Consider the following 18,884-nt stretch of genomic DNA (forward strand, 5'->3'; position numbering starts at 1 on the left):
ACCACCTCACCGGGCCCCGGATCGGGGATGACAATGTCGACCAGCTCCACCGGCTGGCCTTTGGACCGAGAAATCACTCCACGGACTGTTTGACTCATGGCTTCTCCAAATCTATTGATGAACTAACGCATCGATCGGGAGGATTCCGATTCTTGCCAGTGCCAAATGCCCTGGTGCTGGAACCACTCCCCGGCGCTTGCTGAAAGATCGAGAGGGGAATTTCCGGACTTCGTTGTACCGGGTGTCTGCCCCTGCCGGTTGAGGTCGGCGTTCAAGGAGGCGGCGCGTCGGAGCAATTTGTATTGCTCCAACGTGAGCGCCGCGTCGCAGCCGGCTCTCAACCGGAGTACTACATTGCTGAATCGCACCAGCAATCGCTGGGCATCCATCCCGAACAACGGAAATGTATCCTCGTCCCTCGGGCCTCCGTAGTTTGCCCATGAAACTACGAATTCGATTATCTCCCAATCGAACCGATCGATCATGGGTGGCGCACGTGGCTACGCCGGTGAGGTGTTCACGAAGACGTTCTTCACCTCGGTATACGCCTCAAGCGCGTCTGGACCGAGTTCTCGTCCCACGCCAGACTGCTTGAAGCCGCCGAACGGGGTGGTGATCCGCACCGAGGTGTAAGAATTGATCGCCAACGTACCCACGGCGAGTCGGCGTGCGATTCGCAAAGATCGCGCACCATCCGCGGTCCAGATGGACCCGGAGAGGCCGTAGATGGTGTCGTTGGCGCGGGCCACCGCTTCATCCTCGTCGTCGAAAGCCAGGACGGATACCACGGGCCCGAAGATCTCCTCCCGAACCGACCGGTGGTCGTCGTCGATCGGATGTAACACCGTAGGCGGGAACCAGAAACCGGGTCCAGCGGGCGCTGACCCCTGAAAGAGGACCGGCGCGTCGTCGACGTAGCCCTGGACGGTCTGGGCATGCGAGGCGGAGATGAGTGGACCCATGTGTGTGGATTCGTCGAGCGGGTTCCCGACCACCATGGCGTCCACGACAGTCTGTAGTTTGTCGAGGAACTTCCCCAAGACAGGGCGCTGGACGAAGACGCGAGACCGGGCGCAGCAATCTTGACCGGCGTTTCCGAACACCGCGCCGACCAGCCCTTCGGCGGCAGCGTCCAGATCAGCATCGGCGAATATCAGCGATGGGGACTTGCCGCCGAGTTCGAGCGTCACTCGTTTGATGCTCTGGGCGGCGCGGCGGCCGATGTCCTTGCCGACGTCGGTCGACCCGGTAAAGGCAATCTTGCCGATGCCGGGGTGCTCGACCAGCTGGGTTCCGATGGTGCGTCCGGTGCCGACGACGACATTGAGCAGACCTTCGGGAAGACCCGCTGTCACGGCGATCTTGCCGAGTTCCAGTGAGCTCAGTGGGGTTAGTTCAGCCGGCTTGAGGACCACGGCGTTACCGGCAGCGAGGGCCGGCGCTACCTTCCAGGCCGCGATGCTCAGCGGGAAGTTCCACGGCGTGATCAATCCGACGACACCGATGGGTTCCCGGAACGTCATGTCGACGCCGCCGGCCACTGGAATGGTGTGTCCCAGAAGCCGTTCCGGGGCTGCAGAGTAATAGCGGAAGGTGGCTGCCACCCCCGCCACGGCGCCACGTGCGTCACCGATGGGCATCCCGACGTTGCGCGCCTCAAGTTGGGCGAGGGTTTCGAGATTGTCGTCGATCTGCGCCGCCACTGCCAGCAGCACCTGGCCGCGGAACTGTGGCGTTTGCGCCGCCCATACTTGCTGTGCCGCAGTCGCTTCGGCGATGACCTCATCGAGGCGCTCAGGGGTGGTGCGCTCCACCGAGGCCAGAACCTGCTCGGTGGCCGGCTCGATTACTTCGAGAATGCTCATATCTGTAGTCACTTTCGACTCTGCTGGGTAGCGCCCACGAAGTCGGTGAGCGCGTGTTGGAGTTCCACGGCTTCGGGGTGCCATTGCACGCCGAGGGCATAGCGGTGTGTCGGCCACTCGATGGCCTCGGGCAGCAGATCCGGGATCGACCGTGCCGTCACGACGGCTCCGTCGCCGAGGACGTCCACGCCCTGATGGTGGTGGGAGTTGACGGTTTGTACACCGCTGCCGGCGAGGCTGGCCGCGTGCGTGCCGCAATCGACCTCGACGTCGTGGAACGTTGCATGGTCGAGTCGTCCCGGGCTTCGCCGATGTTCGCCGAACCCGGCGTCCGGAAGGTGTTGGTGCAGTGTCCCTCCGGTGGCCACGTTGAGTATCTGCATGCCGCGGCAGATGCCGAGCACCGGCAGATCGCACTGCAGTGCAGCGCGGGCCAAGGCCAGCTCGAATGCGTCGCGACGCGGTTCGGTGGCCTCGGTCCGGGCGGCTGATTCCGCGCCATAGGACGCGGGCACGACATCCACTCCGCCGATCAACAGCAGGCCGTCGATGCGGTCGAGCACGAGTTCGGGTTGCTCGACGACGCCGGCATCCGGGATCAACCCGAGCGGCACTCCGCCGGCCGCATGGATCTTGGCCAGATAGGTTCCCGGGACGATTGCGGCTTCTTGGCTCCAGAATCCCCAGCTCGCGTTTTCGAAGGCCGCGCATACGCCGATGACGGCCGTCATCGGACCGCCCTGCCTTGCACCGCGGCGGGAACGTCAGCTGATCTCATCGGCGAATTCACTTTCTGCCTCGGTCAGGCATCGATCGATGATCTCGATTGCCTGCTCCGCTTCACCACGGGTCAGCACAAACGGGGGAGCGAGGTGCAGGACGTCCCACACTCGCGTGACGAGTCCCTCCTCCTGTGTCCGCAGAGCCATCTTCCGGATGAACGGATGCGAGGTGCCCCAGGCTTCGCGAGTCGACTTGTCTTTGACGAAGTCGATGGCGCACAGCAGACCCTTGCCGCCACGAACATCGCCGACGGTGGGGTGGCTGCGCAGACCCTGGGCCAATTCGAAGAGATACGAGCCCATTTCGGCCGAGCGCTCGATGAGGTTTTCGCGCTCCATGATCTCGATGTTCTTGAGTGCGGCGGCCGCGGCCACGGCATGGCCACCGAAGGTGATGAGGTGGGCCAACGCATTTCCGTCGGGACGGAAGTCGTCGAAGATCGACGACCGGACGGCCACCGCCGCTGCCGGTGCGTAACCGCTGGACAGGCCCTTGGCCATCGTCATGATGTCGGGCACGATGCCGAAATGCTCGGCGGCGAAGACCTTACCGGTGCGGCCCCATCCGGTGATGACCTCGTCCATGATCAGCAGTACGCCGTAGCGGTCGCAGATCTCGCGGAGCATCTTCCAGTACGTCGGAGTCGGAATATGGGTGCCATTGGCGACCGAGATGGGTTCACCGATGACCGCTGCGACGTTTTCTGGCCCCTGGGTCAAAATTTCCTGCTCGACGAAGCGGGCGCACATGATGTCACCGGCCTCGCCTTCCAGGCCGAAGTCGTTGCGGTAGTGGTTGGGGTTGGGCGCCTTGCTGACTCCCGGCATGAACGGTCCGAAGTACTTCTCGCTCGCGCTACCGGTGAGGCTGGCCGCGCCAAAGGTGGTGCCGTGGTAGGAGCCGCGTCGCGCAATGATCTTGTAGCGCTTGCCGAAACCGCGCATGACCTGAACCTGCTTGGCGATCTTCATCGCGCTCTCGACCGCCTCCGAGCCGCCTGAGCACAGGAACACCCGGTCGAGATCACCTGGGGTGAGCGAGCTGATCTTCTCGGCAAGGGCGATGGAAGCGGGATTGGCGGCGTTCGATGCGGCGGTGTAGGCGAGTTTGCCGGCCTGGGCGGCCATCGCCTCACCGATCTCGGTTCGACCGTGGCCGATCGCGACCACGAAAAGGCCGGCCAGACCGTCGATGTACTCCCGTCCGTGGACGTCGATCAGAGTGGAGCCGCGTCCTTCCACGAACACCCGCAGTCCGCCCTGAGTGAGTTCGCTCCATTCCAGATCATTGCTGTGGAGCCAGAGGTGGTCGAGCGCCTGAGTCTCGAGAGCGTGGCGGGATGGCACTGATGTCATGATCATATTCCTTTCCGGACAACACTTTTCGTTGAGTGAGAGATAGATCGAAGAATTGGTGGGCTCGTTACCAGCCGCGTTCGGCGAGTCGGTGTGGTGCGGCGAGTTCTTCGACGTTGATGCCGACCATGGCCTCACCCAGACCGCGTGACACCTTGGCCAGCACGTCGGGATCGTCGTAGAACGTGGTGGCCTTGACGATCGCTGCCGCTCGCTGCTCGGGGTTGCCCGACTTGAAGATGCCCGAGCCGACGAACACACCCTCGGCGCCGAGCTGCATCATCATCGCCGCATCCGCCGGGGTGGCGATCCCGCCGGCGGTGAACAGCGTCACCGGCAACTTGCCGGCCCGGGCTACCTCGGCCACCAACTCATACGGGGCCTGCAGTTCCTTGGCCGCCACGTAGAGCTCGTCTTCGGACAGGGAGGTGAGCCGGCGGATCTCGCCGCCGATCTTGCGCATATGCGTGGTGGCATTGGAGACATCGCCGGTGCCGGCCTCACCCTTGGACCGGATCATCGCCGCGCCCTCGGTGATCCGGCGCAACGCCTCACCCAGATTGGTCGCCCCGCACACGAACGGCACGGTGAAGCGCCACTTGTCGATGTGGTTGGCGTAGTCGGCCGGGGTCAGCACCTCGGACTCGTCGATGTAATCCACACCCAGGCTTTGCAGAATCTGCGCCTCGACGAAATGCCCGATCCGTGCCTTGGCCATCACCGGGATGGTGACCGCCGAGATGATCCCGTCGATCATGTCCGGATCGCTCATCCGCGACACCCCGCCCTGCGCGCGGATGTCAGCCGGCACCCGCTCCAGGGCCATCACGGCCACCGCACCGGCAGCCTCGGCGATCTTGGCCTGCTCAGGGGTGACCACATCCATGATCACCCCACCCTTGAGCATCTCAGCCATGCCGCGCTTCACCTGCGCGGTGCCGGTTCCGGCCGCAGGCCCCTGCAGCGAATTGGATTCCATAGCGATCCATTTTTAGCTGTGGTGCTGGGTCGCGTCAAGTGGGCGGTTCGGCTGCCTCACCCGTGGCCGGTGGTGGTCTTAAAGCGTTGGGACAGTGCGACTGTCCCGATGTGCGTACATTGATTTCGGTTGCGACCTCGGAGTGTGTCTGATAGTAATGGCTTACTGCTTGATCCATTTGGAGTCGACGCTGCCGGCCTCAGTTGGTCCCGGACGCAAAGAGGAACCTGTCATGTCACTGTCTTCGCCCCGCGCTCAGCAAGCACCTTTGGCTGCTGGCCACAGAGTGGACGGCATCGCCCCCGGCGGATTGCCCGCCGATGCCAACGCGATCATCCTGGTGTTTCCGGACATCCATGGGAACCTCCGTGGCAAGTTGGTCGATCCTCGGATTGTTGCGACCGAACAAGCCCGTACTCAGGGCGTGCCGACCACCGACTTGTTGCTGGCTGTGGACCCTGTTGACGAACCGATCACGGTGTTGTCGGACCGCGGAATCAACGGCGGCGCAAAAGATCTTCTGCTACGCCCCGACTACGAGACACTGAGGCCACTGCCATGGTTTCCGGCTGCCTATCTGCTCCTGGGTGACCTCAGCGAGTCTGACGGTGCTCCGTGTGCGATCAGTCCACGGCAGGTTCTTCGCAGAGCACTGGACGCGTTGGCAGGGCACGGATTGACGATGAAAGCGGCATTCGAGTTCGAATTCCGTTTGTTCAAGCAGGACAGCTGGGAGCCGGCGACCAAGGGGCCCAGTTACAGTCCGTTGACCATTTCGCAGGTCGGCGATTTCATTGCGACGCTCCGGCGGTACGCCGACGAGCTTGAGCTCGGGATGTCGGTGGTGCACAGTGAGGGCGCTCCGGGGCTGCTGGAGGTCAACGTCGAGCCCCAAGATGGCCTGGCTGCGGCCGACACCGCGGCGATTCTGCGCTTCGCGGCCATCGAAGCGGCTCGACGCCACGATCTGCGAGCCAACTTCATGGCGAAACCCGTTGCGCACCAAGAGGGATCGAGCGCCCATGTGCATTTCTCGATGTGGGACACGGATGGGGCCAACGTCCTGGCCGGTGCCGCGGCCGACCCGGATGACGAGTTTTATCGACGCGCAGCGTGGGGCCTGCTCACGCACCTTCCCGCGCTCAGTCTGATCTACAACCCGACCATCAACTCCTACAAACGGCTTGTTCCTGGTTACTTTGCACCGGTCAGCGCCGCGTGCGGCGCGGACGAACGGTCATTTGCCCTTCGGGCTCTGCTGAGGAGCCCGGCCTCGAGCCGTTTCGAACTGCGTCGGCCTGGAGCCGACTGCAACCCGTACCTGACCCTCGCGGCGATTGCTGCCTCGGTCCACCTTGGTCTTGAGCTCGCGTCGGTCCCCGACCGGCGAAGCATAGATGCTCACGACGGCGCTCTTCCGGGCAGCCTGGAATCCGCGATCGGCCAATTCCGCGCCCGTGATCGCGATCTGGATTCCGTGCTGGGTGCCGAATTCTGTGCGCACTATCTGACGACCCGGGAGTGGGAACTGCATGCCTGGCAGAACGCGGTCAGCGAATGGGAACGCCAACGCTACGAGTGAGAGCAGCGCGCGGTGCACCAAGGCCAGGCCGGCGAGCGAATGTGAGTGACTAACATTGACCCATGAGTATTGGGAGGTCGCCACACCTGCGAACATGGCGATCGTGGCCACCAAATCGATGAATCTCCGCGTGGGTGGACTTGCAGACGGCCATATCGTCTTGCCACCTGCTCACGTCGAGATCAACCGGTACGTAGCCGATCTCGTCCGGCGTGAGATCAGACTCGGTCTCCTGCCTCCAGGGTCGCCGTTGCCGGCCGAACGAGAGTTCGCCGAGATGCTCGGTATCGGTAGAACCCCGGTCCAGCTGGCTTTTCGACAGCTCCAGGCCGAAGGTTTGATCGAACGCCGACGGGGCCGAAACGGTGGGGCCTTTGTGCGCGGAGCGGGAGAAGACGAAGAACGGTTTCACGATGTCATCAGGGAGGCCATCGACAACCGTGACGAAATCCGTCTCGCCATGGAGTATCGATGCCTGGTCGAGCCTGCGGTTTCGCGTCTGGCAAGCGAGCGTCGGACCACCTCGGAACTCAACGAACTGCAAACTGCGCACGCGATGCTCATGGACGCGACAGACGACGCGTCGTTCATGAAGAGCGATGCGGTCTTCCACCTGACGTTGGCGAGTATCACCGCGAATCCGTTTCTCATCCGGGGAATCGAGGAATCACGCCAGTGCTGTCATCCCGCACTGGCGCTGTTGCCCGAGGACGGTACGTTTCATCAAGCGACGGTGGTCGAACACCAACAGATACTCGATGCGGTTGTCGACGGCGAGCCTGATGAGGCCGAGCGGGCGATGAGCGCCCATGTCCAACGCAGCATGTGGAGTGTGCAGAAACTCTTGTCGACGCTCAAGGAACGGCAGCTCGACGAACCGGCGAGGTGAGCAGATCCCTTGGTTACTTCTGTATATAGCCGGCGAAGTAGTCGATGAGCATGCGGCGTGCCTCGGCGATGATCGCTGAGTCACCTTCGGGTTCGTCGATGAACGCATATTGGAACAGTCGTTCGACGGTGTGGATGGCCACCCGGCACTGGAGTTCGGTCAGCGTGTCGAACAGTGGCGCGTGTTTGCGAAACTGGGCGTGGACCAGCGTCGCCGAATCATCGATTGCCCGGTGATCGAGGTCCCTGACCCGTTGCGTCAAATTCTGACGTACCCATAGCTCGCGGATCAGCGGCGTCCGGTGTTCGGTCGTATAGAGATCGAGCAGCGCATCGACGATCTCCACCCAGTGTTCCCCGGGCCGGCTCCACAGTGCCGCATCCAGGTTGGCGGTGGACTGCCGAATTCCCTGGTAGGACAACTCATCGAGAACACGCTCAGGCGATTCGAAGAACGCGTAGAAAGAACCACGGCTGACACCGCAACGGTCGAGTAGCAGAGTGGGCGAGCCGACCACCGCCTCGTAGCCCACTTCCTCGACCAGTTCTGCCGCGGTGTCGAGGATGCACTGGATCATGGCCTTCGAGCGTTCCTGGAGCGGGCGCTTGCGCAGACCGCCGGCCAGATCGTGATGCCAGGCGCCGGTGAGCGGTGGGATCACGGCCTGCGTCATACGTACTCCTTTGCCTCCACGCTGGGTGCCGCCGGATGAGCGATCAGCGTGCCCCGACGCTACCAGGGACGCGACTGAAGTTTTGTTTCTGGCGGCATTGCAGCAGTGTGTCAGTCGGAAGTAGGTCTCATTGCGCAAGTTACACCCGCGTTAAACATCACTTATGGCTAGACAAAGTGACCCGGTCCACATACTCTGGGGCATACACGACTAGAGTCGCGTTTTAAATCTAGGTTTCAGTCGCAGCTTCAGTGAGAACGTGAAGGTGACGAAAATGTCCGAGAACATGCTGACGATCGCCATCGTCGGTAGTGGGCCATCCGGCTGCTACATCGCCCAATTTCTGGCGAAGCAGTGGCCACACGCCGAAATAACGATCTTCGAGTCGTTGCCCACGCCGTATGGCCTGGTCCGATACGGGGTGGCCGCGGATCACCAGGGCGCCAAAGGGGTGACCAAACAGTTCGATCGGCTCTTTGCCGCCTCCAACATACGATTCGCCGGCAATGTGACGATCGGACGCGACCTTCCCTTCCAGCGATTGGCCGAATGCTTCGACGTCGTGGTGTTGGCCACCGGGCTGCCCGGCGACCGCCGATTGAACGTTCCCCAAGCGCCTGGCACACGAGTCATCGGTGCCGGTGATTTGTTGCGTGCGTTCAACAGTCATCCCCACGCACTTCGCAGACGCCATGCTGCCGGCACCGCCGCTGCGCTGGGCCGCCAGATCGTCATCGTCGGCATGGGGAATGTGGCAGTCGACGTGGCGCGCTTGACGTGTAAAGAAGCCGAGGGTCTGCTCGGATCGGACATCAACGACACGTTCCGTCAGGAAGTACTGCCGAACAATCCGCTTCGCCTTGACATCCTGTCGCGATCATCTGCGACGCAGGCGAAGTGCGATGTGTCGATGCTGCGGGAACTACTTGCCTTGCCGAACGTCGAAACCGTGGTGTCTGGTGTCGGGCCGGAAGACACCGGCGCGATCGTCGATCTGTTGGACAGCGCGGTGCAGGCCACTGGTCACCGGCTCGGACAGGGTGTGCCGACACGAGTGCACCTGCACTTTGGTGTCCGCCTCGACCGCGTCGAGGCGCGCAACGGAGCCAATCGAGTATGCGCCAGAACCGACGGTGGGACAAAGGTTTTGCAGATCGACGCCGACACGGTCGTCACCGCGATCGGCTTCACCGAAGGTGGTGAGCACGACGTGACGTGCCCCTCAGCATCGTGGTCGGGCGCGCACGTCTACCGGGTGGGTTGGCTCAACCGGGGGCCCCGGGGCACCATCCCGGAGAACCGAAAAGAGGCCCGACAGATCGCCGAATCGATCATCAAGGATGTGGCGGATGGACGGGTCGTACTCGGTCGTCCTGGTTTCTCTGGTGTTGCCCCGATCCTGCGGGGACGGGTGGTGAATTTCAGTGACTGGCAACGCATCGAGGCATTCGAAGTCCAGTCGGCACCGCCGGATCGTTGCCGCCGCAAGATCGCTGACATCGGCGAGATGCTCAGTGTGGCCTCGACATCTTGACGGCACCCCTAGCCCGAGAAAGTTTCGCCTCGATCTGAGGACCTATGACAACCATGGAAGGCACCTGTATGAACGCAGTCACGATCCTGTTCGGAACCGAGTCCGGTAACTCCGAGATGGTGGCCGAGGACATCTGTAACGCCCTGGCGCAGGATGGAATCAAGAGCGAAGTGTTCGGTATGGAGGACTACCGCGTCGACCGACTCCCCGAACAGCAGATGGTCATCATCATCACCTCGACCTATGGAGAGGGTGACCTGCCCGAGACCACCGAGCCGTTTTTCAACGAGCTCAAGTCGTCCACACCCGATCTCTCGGCGGTCCAATTCGCGGCATTCGGCCTCGGTGACAGCAGCTATGAAACCTACAACCGTGGAATTCGCACGCTGGCAGAAGTTTTCACCGATCTTGGCGCCACCCAGATCGGAGAGACCGGCTTTCACGATGCCGACGGCGGACTGGACCCCTCGCACGTGGCGCTCCAGTGGCTCGCCGGGGTTCCGTTGGCGCAGTTACAGGCATGACGGGCAACCTCGAACAGCACAGAAGGGCCCAACGGTGACAGAACACACCTTGTCGGTGACACCGCCGACTGTCTCGGAAAGCGCCGTCGGCGGACGGGCCGCGGCGTTGTCGGGCAACATGAGTGTCAGTGCGTTGATGCTGACGGTCCTGGCGTTCTCGGCTCCGATCGCGGCGGTCGCCGGATTCATCCCGTTCGCCATCATGTTCGGCGGGCAGGGTGCGTCGCTGGTCTTCGTCCTGGTGACGGCAGCTGTCCTGCTGTTCGCCGTCGGTTATGTGACCATGACTCGCTGGCTGCCCAAACCGGGCTCGTTCTATGCCTTCATCAGCGCCGGCCTCGGAAAGACCACGGGCTTGGGTGCAGCGTTCCTTGCGGTCTCGGCCTACCTGTTGATGTTGAGTGGAGTTTTCGCGTTCATCGGCCTGACGGTGACCGAATTGGTCGCCAGCATGAACGGACCGCAGGTCCCGTGGTGGCTGTGGGCTGTGATCTCCTGGGGTCTTGTCAGTACGCTGTGTTACTTCCACATCGAGTTGTCAGCCAAGATCCTCAGCGTGGCAATGGTTCTCGAGGTTGCCATCGTGATGGTATTCAACATCGGAGTACTGGTTCACGGCGGCGGGCCTGACGGATTCAGCTCCCAGCCCTTCAGTCCGGGCTCCCTGGCCGACGGAGACTTCGGCGTCGCGTTTCTCTTCGCGGTGATGATATTCATCGGATTCGAAGCCACCGCACTGTTCCGCGACGAGGTCCGCGACCCGGACAAGACGATTCCGCGGGCGACCTACGGCGCGGTCTTGTTCGTCGGTGCCCTCTACATCGTGTCTTGTTATCTGTTGACCACGGCGTACGGTTCCGACGCCGTCCTTGTGGCCACCGAAAACTCGAAGAGCATGTTCTCCAATGCGATCGGCGCGCTGGTGGCTCCGATGTTCAGTCAGCTGACGTTCATCTTCATCATCACTTCCGAGCTGGCGGCCGGCATCGCGATTCACAACGTTGTGTCCCGCTACATCTACAACCTGGGCGTCGACCGATCCTTGCCGGCATTCGTCGCCGAGGTGCATCCAAAGCACCACTCACCGGCCCGAGCGTCGACCGTGGTGGCAGTCGTCGTCGCGGTCCTGCTCATTCCGCTCGGGCTGGGCAATCCCGAAGGAGTCGGCTTGGACGCCCAGCTCTTCGGATTGGGCACCGTCGGCGTACTCACCCTGATGGCACTGGTGAGTTTGGCCGTGATCATCTGGTTCGCGCGGAAAGGCGTCCCCTCAGAAGCGAATTGGTTCAAGTGCTATCTGGCGCCCGCGATTGCGATCGCAATTCTGGTCCCCACCCTGGTCCTGGCGGTCCTGCACTTCGATCTCGTCGTCGGTGGAGCCCCAGGACAAAACGTGGGCCTGCTCCTGATCCTGGCCGCCTCCGCCGTCGTCGGCGCATTGCTGGCCCGCTACTTCCGTGCCTGCAAACCCAGCATCTTCGCCGCCCTCGGACGGGCGGACACGGGTACCGACTCAGCTTGAAATGCCGAGGCAATCAACACCATCACCGACGAGGAGGAGAGTCACATGACAATATCCGCAGTACACCGCGACACAGCTGTCGATGGAACAGCTTCGGCACTGGTCTGCCCCAAAACCGAGGACTATCTGCCCTGGCAGGATGAGCAGCTCCGGGTTGACCCGTACCCCTTCTACGCGCGGGCTCTCGCCGAGGCGCCGGTCTCACTGGACTGGGACGGTGCCTATGTGCTGACGAAGTATGAGGACTTGATGCACTATGGCCGACTGCCTTCGGTGGTGATCGAGCCCGAGTGGGCCGAAGCCGGAGCGTGGGACATTCTCAAGGATATGGCTCTGGGTCGGGACGAGCCCGACCACACCCGGCTGAAGCGGATGACCGGTAAATGGCTGACGCCCAAGAAGATCAGAGAGTGGCTGAAGATCACCGAGGAGATCACCGACGAGCTGCTCGACGATATCGCTGAAGACGGTCTGGTCGACGGTTCGGATCTGGCGGTCGAGGTGGCGCACCGCACCATCTGCCGCGTGATGCAGGTGCCCGAGGACGGGGCGCAGGAGCTGCGTCGGGAGATGCGCAATGCCATGTTCGTCCTCAGCTCGGCCCGCGATCAGAGTGACCGCGACCAGTCTGTCGAAGCCCACGTGTACATGCAGGGCCGGGTGCGGGAGTGCATCGAGTACAAACGGGCCCACCCCGGAGATGGCCTGCTCGATGAGCTGCTGCGGCTCCAGGACACCGGTGAAATGGCCGAAGCCGAGGCCTTCGCCACGGCAGTGTTCTTCTACACCGTCGGCCACATGGATGCCAGCTACCTCATGTGCTCGGGGCTCAAGCTGTTCACCGAGAGGCCCGAGATCTTCGATGTCTTCCGCGCCGACCCTGATGTCCGCGACGCCATTGTGACCGAACTCGTGCGGTTCGACGCACCTGAGCCGGTTATCACCAGGTCGACAACCGAGGACCTCACGATCCGGGGCATCCATGTTCCGGCGGGGAGCCGGTTACGCCTGATGCTCGGTGCCGCCAACCACGATCCCGACGTCTACGACAACCCAGACGAGTTCGACTACACCCGACCGCCGGAGCAGTCACGCAGCATGACCTTCAGTTTCGGAGCACATACCTGCCAGGGAAAGCTGTTGGCTCAAGGGGAGATCCGCGTGTTGTGGGAGCGGATTGCCGCCCGCTATTCCCGCATCGAGCTCGCCGGCGAGCCGACGCTCAAGAACACCGACGCTTCGCGCCACTACTACACACTGCCGTTACGTCTGATCAAGTAGTTACCACCATCAACGCGCCGATAGTTGTTTCAGCGCAACACAATAAGAGAGAGAAGAGGAATATGACTGCATCGAGCCAGTCGACGACCACCACCGTGCGCATCCGGGACGTCGAGGCCATCGACCTCGAGGACTGGGGTCCGCTGCCGGAGGCCACCGGCGAGCCGATGGCCACAGAAGGCAAGAAGCTCTGGACCGGCGACGGAATCCTCGAGGTCGGGATCTGGAAGTGCGCTCCAGGGCCTTCCCGCTGGACCTTCGAGACCAACGAATCCATCACCGTGCTCTCGGGTCGTATGACTGCCACCGAAGACGGCGGCGAGCCCGTGGAGATCGAAGGCGGCGACAGCGCTGTCTTCCCCAAAGGTTGGACGGGCACCTGGGATATCCACGAGACAGTACTGAAGGTCTATACCGTCTTCTGACCAACCTACCCCCGGCCCGGTCGCGACCACCCCTGTTTCGACCGGGCCGGGGCCCACGCCCACAACCCCACAGCCCCAGGCCCAGGTTCTTGCTTTGGGTCCGAATCACGCTGCGTTCCACCGGGTTACCGGCCGACAACGCCACACGTACTTATCAACAGACTACGCTCGACCAGGAATTATTGGAGCATTCATGAAGATTGGTATTCCCCGCGAGATCAAGAACCACGAATACCGGGTGGCGATCACCCCCGCCGGTGTCCACGAGTTGACCGGTCGCGGCCACACGGTGCTGATCGAGGAATCCGCCGGAATCGGATCATCGTTCAGCGACATCGACTTCAAGGCGGCCGGCGCACAAATCCTGGCGACAGCGGACCAGGTGTGGGCCGAAGCGGATCTGCTGTTGAAGGTGAAGGAGCCGATCGAGTCCGAGTATCGCCAGCTCCGCAAGGGGCAGATCCTGTTCACCTACCTACACCTGGCTGCCTCACAAGCGTGCACCGATGCGCTATTGACGTCGGGCACCACGTCGATCGCCTACGAAACCGTGCAGGACGCCAACGGCAGCCTGCCCCTGCTGGCGCCGATGAGCGAGGTCGCGGGCCGACTGTCAGCACAGGTCGGGGCCTACCACCTCATGCGCAGCCACGGTGGTCGCGGCGCCCTGATGGCCGGTGTGCCCGGGGCAGCGCCGGCAGAGGTTGTCGTCATCGGCGGTGGTGTCGCCGGCTACAACGCCGCGCGTATCGCTGCGGGGATGGGTGCCCACGTCACTGTGTTCGACCTGAACATCAACACGCTGCGTCGTATCGACGGTGAGTTCCACGGTGCCGTCGAAACCCGGTACTCGTCGAGGCTGGACCTCGAAGAGGCGGTCAAGCAGGCAGATCTGGTGATCGGCGCCGTGCTGGTGCCGGGCGCGAAGGCGCCCAAACTCGTCACCAACAGCACTGTGGCCCAGATGAAGTCGGGCTCTGTGCTGGTCGACATCGCGATCGACCAGGGCGGCTGCTTCGAGGATTCGCGTCCGACGACCCACGACCAGCCGATCTTCGACGTGCACGACACGATCTTCTATTGCGTAGCCAACATGCCAGGTGCCGTACCGCGTACCTCGACGGTTGCTTTGACGAACGCGACGATGTCGTACGTCTTGAAATTGGCCGACCAGGGGTGGGAAGCGGCCTGCGCCGGCGATGCTGCGCTCACCAAGGGGCTCAGCACCCACGAAGGCGCGTTGTTGAGCGCCGAGGTCGCCGAGGCGCACGGTTACGACGTGGCGACGTTGTGACGACCGGCACCCACACCGGATAGGCCGCGGATCGGCACCCCCCTCCTAAAGGGGTGCCGATCAAGCACGAATCCACCCACGTGCACTGAACATGCTGTTGTGAAGCACTTCGACGAAAGCTGGAAGAACTGATGTTCTCGAAAGTCTTGGTCGCCAATCGGGGCGAGATTGCGATACGGGCGTTCCGGGCGGCCACCGAGCTGAAAGCGGCCACCGTCGCGGTCTATCCGCACGAGGATCGCAACTCGGTGCATCGGCTCAAGGCTGATGAGTCGTATCAGATCGGGCAGCAGGGGCACCCGGTCCGGGCGTATCTGAACATCGACGAGATCGTGGCGACCGCACTGGCGTGCGGAGCGGACGCCATCTATCCCGGGTACGGATTCCTCTCGGAGAACCCGCAATTGGCCGCCGCCTGTGCCGAGGCGGGTATCACGTTCGTCGGCCCCGGGGCCGACGTTCTGGAGCTGACCGGGAACAAGGCCCGCGCTATTGCAGCGGCGAGAGCGGCGGGGCTGCCCGTACTGGCCTCATCGGCACCGTCTGCCGACGTCGACGAACTGATGGCGGCCGCCGAGTCCATGGAGTTTCCTGTGTTCGTCAAGGCCGTGGCAGGTGGTGGTGGCCGAGGAATGCGCCGGGTCACCGATGCCGGCGAGTTGCCCACGGCGATCCGCGCGGCCAGCCGGGAGGCCGAGTCGGCGTTTGGGGATCCGACGGTGTTCCTGGAGCAGGCGGTGATCGATCCCCGGCATATCGAGGTGCAGATCCTGGCCGACACCCACGGCAACGTCATTCATCTGTTCGAGCGGGATTGCAGCGTCCAGCGTAGACACCAGAAGGTGATCGAGCTGGCTCCCGCCCCGAATCTGGACCCGGTGTTGCGGCAGAGGATGTGTACCGACGCGGTGGCGTTCGCCCGCCACATCGGATATTCGTGCGCGGGCACCGTGGAGTTTCTGGTCGATGAGCGCGGCAATTACGTGTTCATCGAGATGAATCCGCGTATTCAGGTCGAACACACGGTGACCGAGGAGATCACCGATGTCGACTTGGTGTCGGCGCAGCTGCGGATCGCCTCCGGCGAGAGCCTGGAATCGATCGGGTTGGCACAAGGCACGATCGTGGCGCATGGTGCCGCGCTGCAGTGCCGGATCACCACCGAAGATCCGGTCAACGGGTTCAGGCCCGATACCGGCCGGATCACCGCCTACCGCTCGCCGGGGGGTGCGGGAATCCGCCTCGACGGTGGTACCAATTTGGGTGCGGAGATACCGCCTCATTTCGATTCGCTCCTGGTCAAATTGACCTGCCGCGGACAAGATTTCGCGACAGCCGTTCGGCGGGCGCGAAGGGCGGTCGCGGAGTTCAGGATTCGTGGCGTGTCGACGAACATCCCGTTTCTGCAGGCGGTGTTGGACGAGCCCGACTTCGAGATGGGCCGGATCACCACGTCGTTCATCGAACAGCGCCCCGACCTGATGATCGCGCGCAGCAGCGCTGACCGGGGCACGAAGATCCTGAACTACCTGGCTGACATCACCGTGAACACACCACACGGGCCACGACCCTCCTCGGTGTATCCCGAAGACAAGCTGCCCGACATCGATCTGACGATCGCCCCTGCGGCCGGATCCAAACAGCGGCTGACAGAGCTGGGTCCTGACGGCTTTGCCGCATGGCTGCGCGACTCCCCGGCCCTGCAGATCACGGACACTACGTTCCGGGACGCTCATCAATCGCTGCTGGCCACCCGGTTGCGGTCCACGAGCCTGTTGGCGGTCGCCCCGTACATCTCCCGGATGACACCGCAGTTGCTGTCCCTCGAATGCTGGGGTGGCGCCACGTATGACGTCGCCCTGCGGTTCTTGAAGGAGGACCCGTGGGAGCGGCTGGCTGCGCTTCGGGAGGCGGTGCCGAACATTTGCTTGCAGATGTTGCTGCGAGGCCGCAACACCGTGGGCTACACGCCGTATCCGCCGTTGGTCACATCGGCATTCGTCGACGAGGCGGCGCGAACGGGGATCGACATCTTCCGTATCTTCGACGCGCTCAACAACGTGGACTCGATGCGGCCGGCGATCGATGCCGTCCGCGAGACGGGTACCGCGATCGCCGAAGTGGCGATGTCCTACACCGGGGATCTCAGCGATCCCGGCGAGCGGCTCTACACACTGGACTACTACCTGCGGCTTGCCGAGCAGATCGTGGATGCCGGGGCGCATGTGCTGGCGATCAAGGACATGGCGGGTCTGCTGCGGGTGCCGGCCGCCACAGCTTTGGTGTCGGCGCTCAAAGAGCGTTTCGATCTGCCGGTACATGTGCATACCCACGACACCCCGGGCGGCCAATTGGCGAGTTATGTCGCGGCTTGGCAGGCCGGAGCGGATGCTGTCGATGGGGCTGCCGCGCCACTGGCAGGCACCACGAGTCAGCCGGCGTTGTCCTCCATCGTGGCCGCGGCGCAACACAGCAGTTTCGATACCGGTGTGGACCTGTCGGCGGTGTGCGACCTGGAGCCCTACTTCGAGGCCTTGCGCAAGGTGTACGCACCTTTCGATGTCGCGGCCTCCGGTCCGGCGTCCCCGACCGGCCGCGTGTACACCCATGAGATTCCGGGCGGACAATTGTCGAATCTGCGTCAGCAGGCCATTGCGCTGGGGTTCGCCGATCACTTCGAGCAGATCGAGGCCAATTACGCTGCGGCGGACCGAGTCCTGGGACGATTGGTCAAGGTCACCCCGTCCTCCAAGGTTGTAGGTGACCTGGCATTGGCGTTGCTCGGAGCCGGCGCGTCGGCAGACGAATTCGCAGCCGACCCGGCGCGGTACGACATCCCCGACAGCGTCATCGGCTTCCTGCGGGGTGAGCTGGGCGACCCGCCGGGTGGCTGGCCGGAACCGTTACGGAGCAAGGCGCTCGACGGACGCGGCTCGGCCGGCAGCGAAGCACAGCTTGCTCTCGAAGACGAGGCGGTGCTCGCGGCGCCGGGTCCCAAGCGACAGTCCACGCTGAACAGATTGTTGTTTCCTGGGCCCACCAAGGAGTTCGAGGACCACCGTGAGCGGTATGGCGACACGTCGATGCTGTCGACGAATCAATTCTTCTACGGCTTGCGTCATGGCGAAGAGCACCGGGTCCGACTCGAGCGGGGCGTCGAGTTGCTCATCGGACTCGAGGCCATCTCGGAGGCTGACGAACGCGGCATGCGTACTGTCATGTGCATCATCAACGGCCAACTGCGGCCGGTGCTGGTGCGTGATCGCAGCATCGCCGCTGACGTGCCTGCCGCCGAAAAGGCTGACCGGGCCAATCCCGATCACGTCGCGGCACCGTTCGCCGGGGTGGTCACCGTGAACGTCGCGGTGGGGGATGTCGTGCAGGCGGGACAGCCCATCGCCACCATCGAGGCCATGAAGATGGAAGCCACCGTCACCGCGCCCAGACCCGGCACGGTGCAACTTATTGCAGTACCTGGGACGGCGCAGGTCGAACACGGCGACCTCCTGGCGGTGGTCGCGGGGTAACCACCCCCGGGCCTGAGATTGCTGCCTCGCTCAGGCGGGCGTCGTCTCCTGCTGTGCTCCGGCCGGGATCAGACCAAGCTGCTGCAGCATGCCCAAAGTGTCCCAGGTGACCCAACTTTCGGCGATCTTGCCGTCCTCGATCCGGTCGATGTCGGTCAAGTGGATCCGGCTGTGCTTGCCGGTGGCCGGCCGGCCCATGATCTCGCCGGTGTTGTCGCCCTGCGCCTCGATCATCGTGCACACGTGGTCGCCCTCGGCCAGTTGCATCTTGACGTCGAACTTCATGTTGGTGAACGACTTCCGGTACATCTGCATGAGGCTTCTCATGTGTTCGGGGCCGCGTTGGTCGCCGAACGGATCTTGGGTGTCATGGAACGCGGCACCGGGGGCAACGAGATCGTCCAATTCGCTCAGGTCGCCGGAGGCGAATACCTCCCAGATACGTCGGGAGATCGCTTTGTTCTGATCATCGGTCATGGTTCCGGCCTTTCCGGGAACAACCGCACGGCAGAGAACGTCCGCAGCTCACACGGTAAAACTGCGAGACGTAATGCGACAGGTCCCGCGGACCGGTCCTGAGTTTGGACACCTTGGCCGATTTTCGCAGTTGATAGTTGCTTGACCTGCTGTTTTGGGCTGCGCGGTGGGTGT

16 protein-coding genes are annotated in these 18,884 nt (G+C 63.0%); 9 read left to right on the forward strand and 7 right to left on the reverse strand.

Annotated features, from left to right (window positions below; genetic code table 11):
* From A5699_RS29870 to pdxS, 5 genes are all read right to left on the reverse strand, one after another.
* A partial coding sequence (locus A5699_RS29870) for a hypothetical protein (RefSeq protein ID WP_231965677.1) occupies positions 1-98 on the reverse strand: 98 nt, incomplete at its 3' end.
* A 402-nt stretch (positions 99-500) separates the two neighbouring features.
* Positions 501-1,865, reverse strand: a complete 1,365-nt coding sequence (locus tag A5699_RS10570) for an aldehyde dehydrogenase (RefSeq protein WP_067768946.1) — start codon at positions 1,863-1,865, stop codon at positions 501-503.
* An 8-nt stretch (positions 1,866-1,873) separates the two neighbouring features.
* A complete protein-coding gene (locus A5699_RS10575; protein WP_067768948.1) occupies positions 1,874-2,596 on the reverse strand; it encodes a gamma-glutamyl-gamma-aminobutyrate hydrolase family protein in 723 nt (240 codons plus the stop codon).
* Positions 2,597-2,629: 33 nt separating this feature from the next.
* Positions 2,630-4,003, reverse strand: coding sequence for an aspartate aminotransferase family protein (locus tag A5699_RS10580; RefSeq protein WP_067768970.1), 1,374 nt, complete (start codon positions 4,001-4,003; stop codon positions 2,630-2,632).
* Positions 4,004-4,070: 67 nt separating this feature from the next.
* Positions 4,071-4,982, reverse strand: a complete 912-nt coding sequence (gene pdxS / locus A5699_RS10585) for a pyridoxal 5'-phosphate synthase lyase subunit PdxS (protein ID WP_067768950.1) — start codon at positions 4,980-4,982, stop codon at positions 4,071-4,073.
* Positions 4,983-5,214: 232 nt separating this feature from the next.
* On the opposite strand from pdxS, the gene A5699_RS10590 reads away from it, so the two are divergent.
* Both A5699_RS10590 and A5699_RS30255 read left to right on the forward strand, forming a co-directional pair.
* Positions 5,215-6,564 carry a glutamine synthetase family protein gene (locus A5699_RS10590; RefSeq protein WP_082957659.1) on the forward strand — a complete coding sequence of 450 codons (1,350 nt, stop codon included), beginning with the start codon at positions 5,215-5,217 and terminating at the stop codon, positions 6,562-6,564.
* A gap of 118 nt (positions 6,565-6,682) precedes the next feature.
* On the forward strand, positions 6,683-7,453 hold the full coding sequence (locus tag A5699_RS30255; RefSeq protein WP_369806684.1) for a FadR/GntR family transcriptional regulator: 771 nt from the start codon (positions 6,683-6,685) through the stop codon (positions 7,451-7,453).
* Positions 7,454-7,466: 13 nt separating this feature from the next.
* Here the strand turns inward: A5699_RS30255 and A5699_RS10600 are convergent, their stop codons facing one another.
* Positions 7,467-8,126, reverse strand: coding sequence for a TetR/AcrR family transcriptional regulator (locus A5699_RS10600; protein ID WP_231965676.1), 660 nt, complete (start codon positions 8,124-8,126; stop codon positions 7,467-7,469).
* A gap of 274 nt (positions 8,127-8,400) precedes the next feature.
* Between A5699_RS10600 and A5699_RS10605 the strand changes: the two genes are divergently transcribed.
* From A5699_RS10605 to A5699_RS10635, 7 genes are all read left to right on the forward strand, one after another.
* Entirely contained in the window at positions 8,401-9,660 is a 1,260-nt protein-coding gene (locus A5699_RS10605; RefSeq protein ID WP_082957658.1) for an FAD-dependent oxidoreductase, read from the forward strand.
* A 68-nt stretch (positions 9,661-9,728) separates the two neighbouring features.
* Positions 9,729-10,184: a flavodoxin domain-containing protein gene (locus A5699_RS10610; protein WP_067768956.1), complete on the forward strand. Its 456-nt coding sequence runs from the start codon at positions 9,729-9,731 to the stop codon at positions 10,182-10,184.
* Positions 10,185-10,218: 34 nt separating this feature from the next.
* Entirely contained in the window at positions 10,219-11,706 is a 1,488-nt protein-coding gene (locus A5699_RS10615) for an APC family permease (protein WP_067768958.1), read from the forward strand.
* A gap of 45 nt (positions 11,707-11,751) precedes the next feature.
* The gene (locus tag A5699_RS10620; RefSeq protein ID WP_067768960.1) at positions 11,752-12,987 is read left to right on the forward strand and encodes a cytochrome P450; all 1,236 of its coding nucleotides are present in this window, start codon (positions 11,752-11,754) and stop codon (positions 12,985-12,987) included.
* Positions 12,988-13,049: 62 nt separating this feature from the next.
* Complete coding sequence (locus A5699_RS10625) at positions 13,050-13,412, forward strand: cupin domain-containing protein (protein ID WP_067768962.1); 363 nt, start codon at positions 13,050-13,052, stop codon at positions 13,410-13,412.
* Positions 13,413-13,605: 193 nt separating this feature from the next.
* A complete protein-coding gene (gene ald / locus A5699_RS10630; RefSeq protein WP_067768964.1) occupies positions 13,606-14,706 on the forward strand; it encodes an alanine dehydrogenase in 1,101 nt (366 codons plus the stop codon).
* A gap of 131 nt (positions 14,707-14,837) precedes the next feature.
* Positions 14,838-18,233 (forward strand): pyruvate carboxylase, encoded by a 3,396-nt coding sequence (locus A5699_RS10635; protein ID WP_067768966.1) that lies wholly within the window; start codon positions 14,838-14,840, stop codon positions 18,231-18,233.
* A 30-nt stretch (positions 18,234-18,263) separates the two neighbouring features.
* On the opposite strand, the gene A5699_RS10640 is transcribed toward A5699_RS10635, so the two are convergent.
* Positions 18,264-18,710 (reverse strand): ester cyclase, encoded by a 447-nt coding sequence (locus tag A5699_RS10640; protein ID WP_067768968.1) that lies wholly within the window; start codon positions 18,708-18,710, stop codon positions 18,264-18,266.
* Between the last annotated feature and the right edge of the window lie 174 nt (positions 18,711-18,884).

It is taken from the genome of Mycobacterium sp. E802 (assembly GCF_001666875.1).
Taxonomy (GTDB): Bacteria; Actinomycetota; Actinomycetes; order Mycobacteriales; family Mycobacteriaceae; genus Mycobacterium.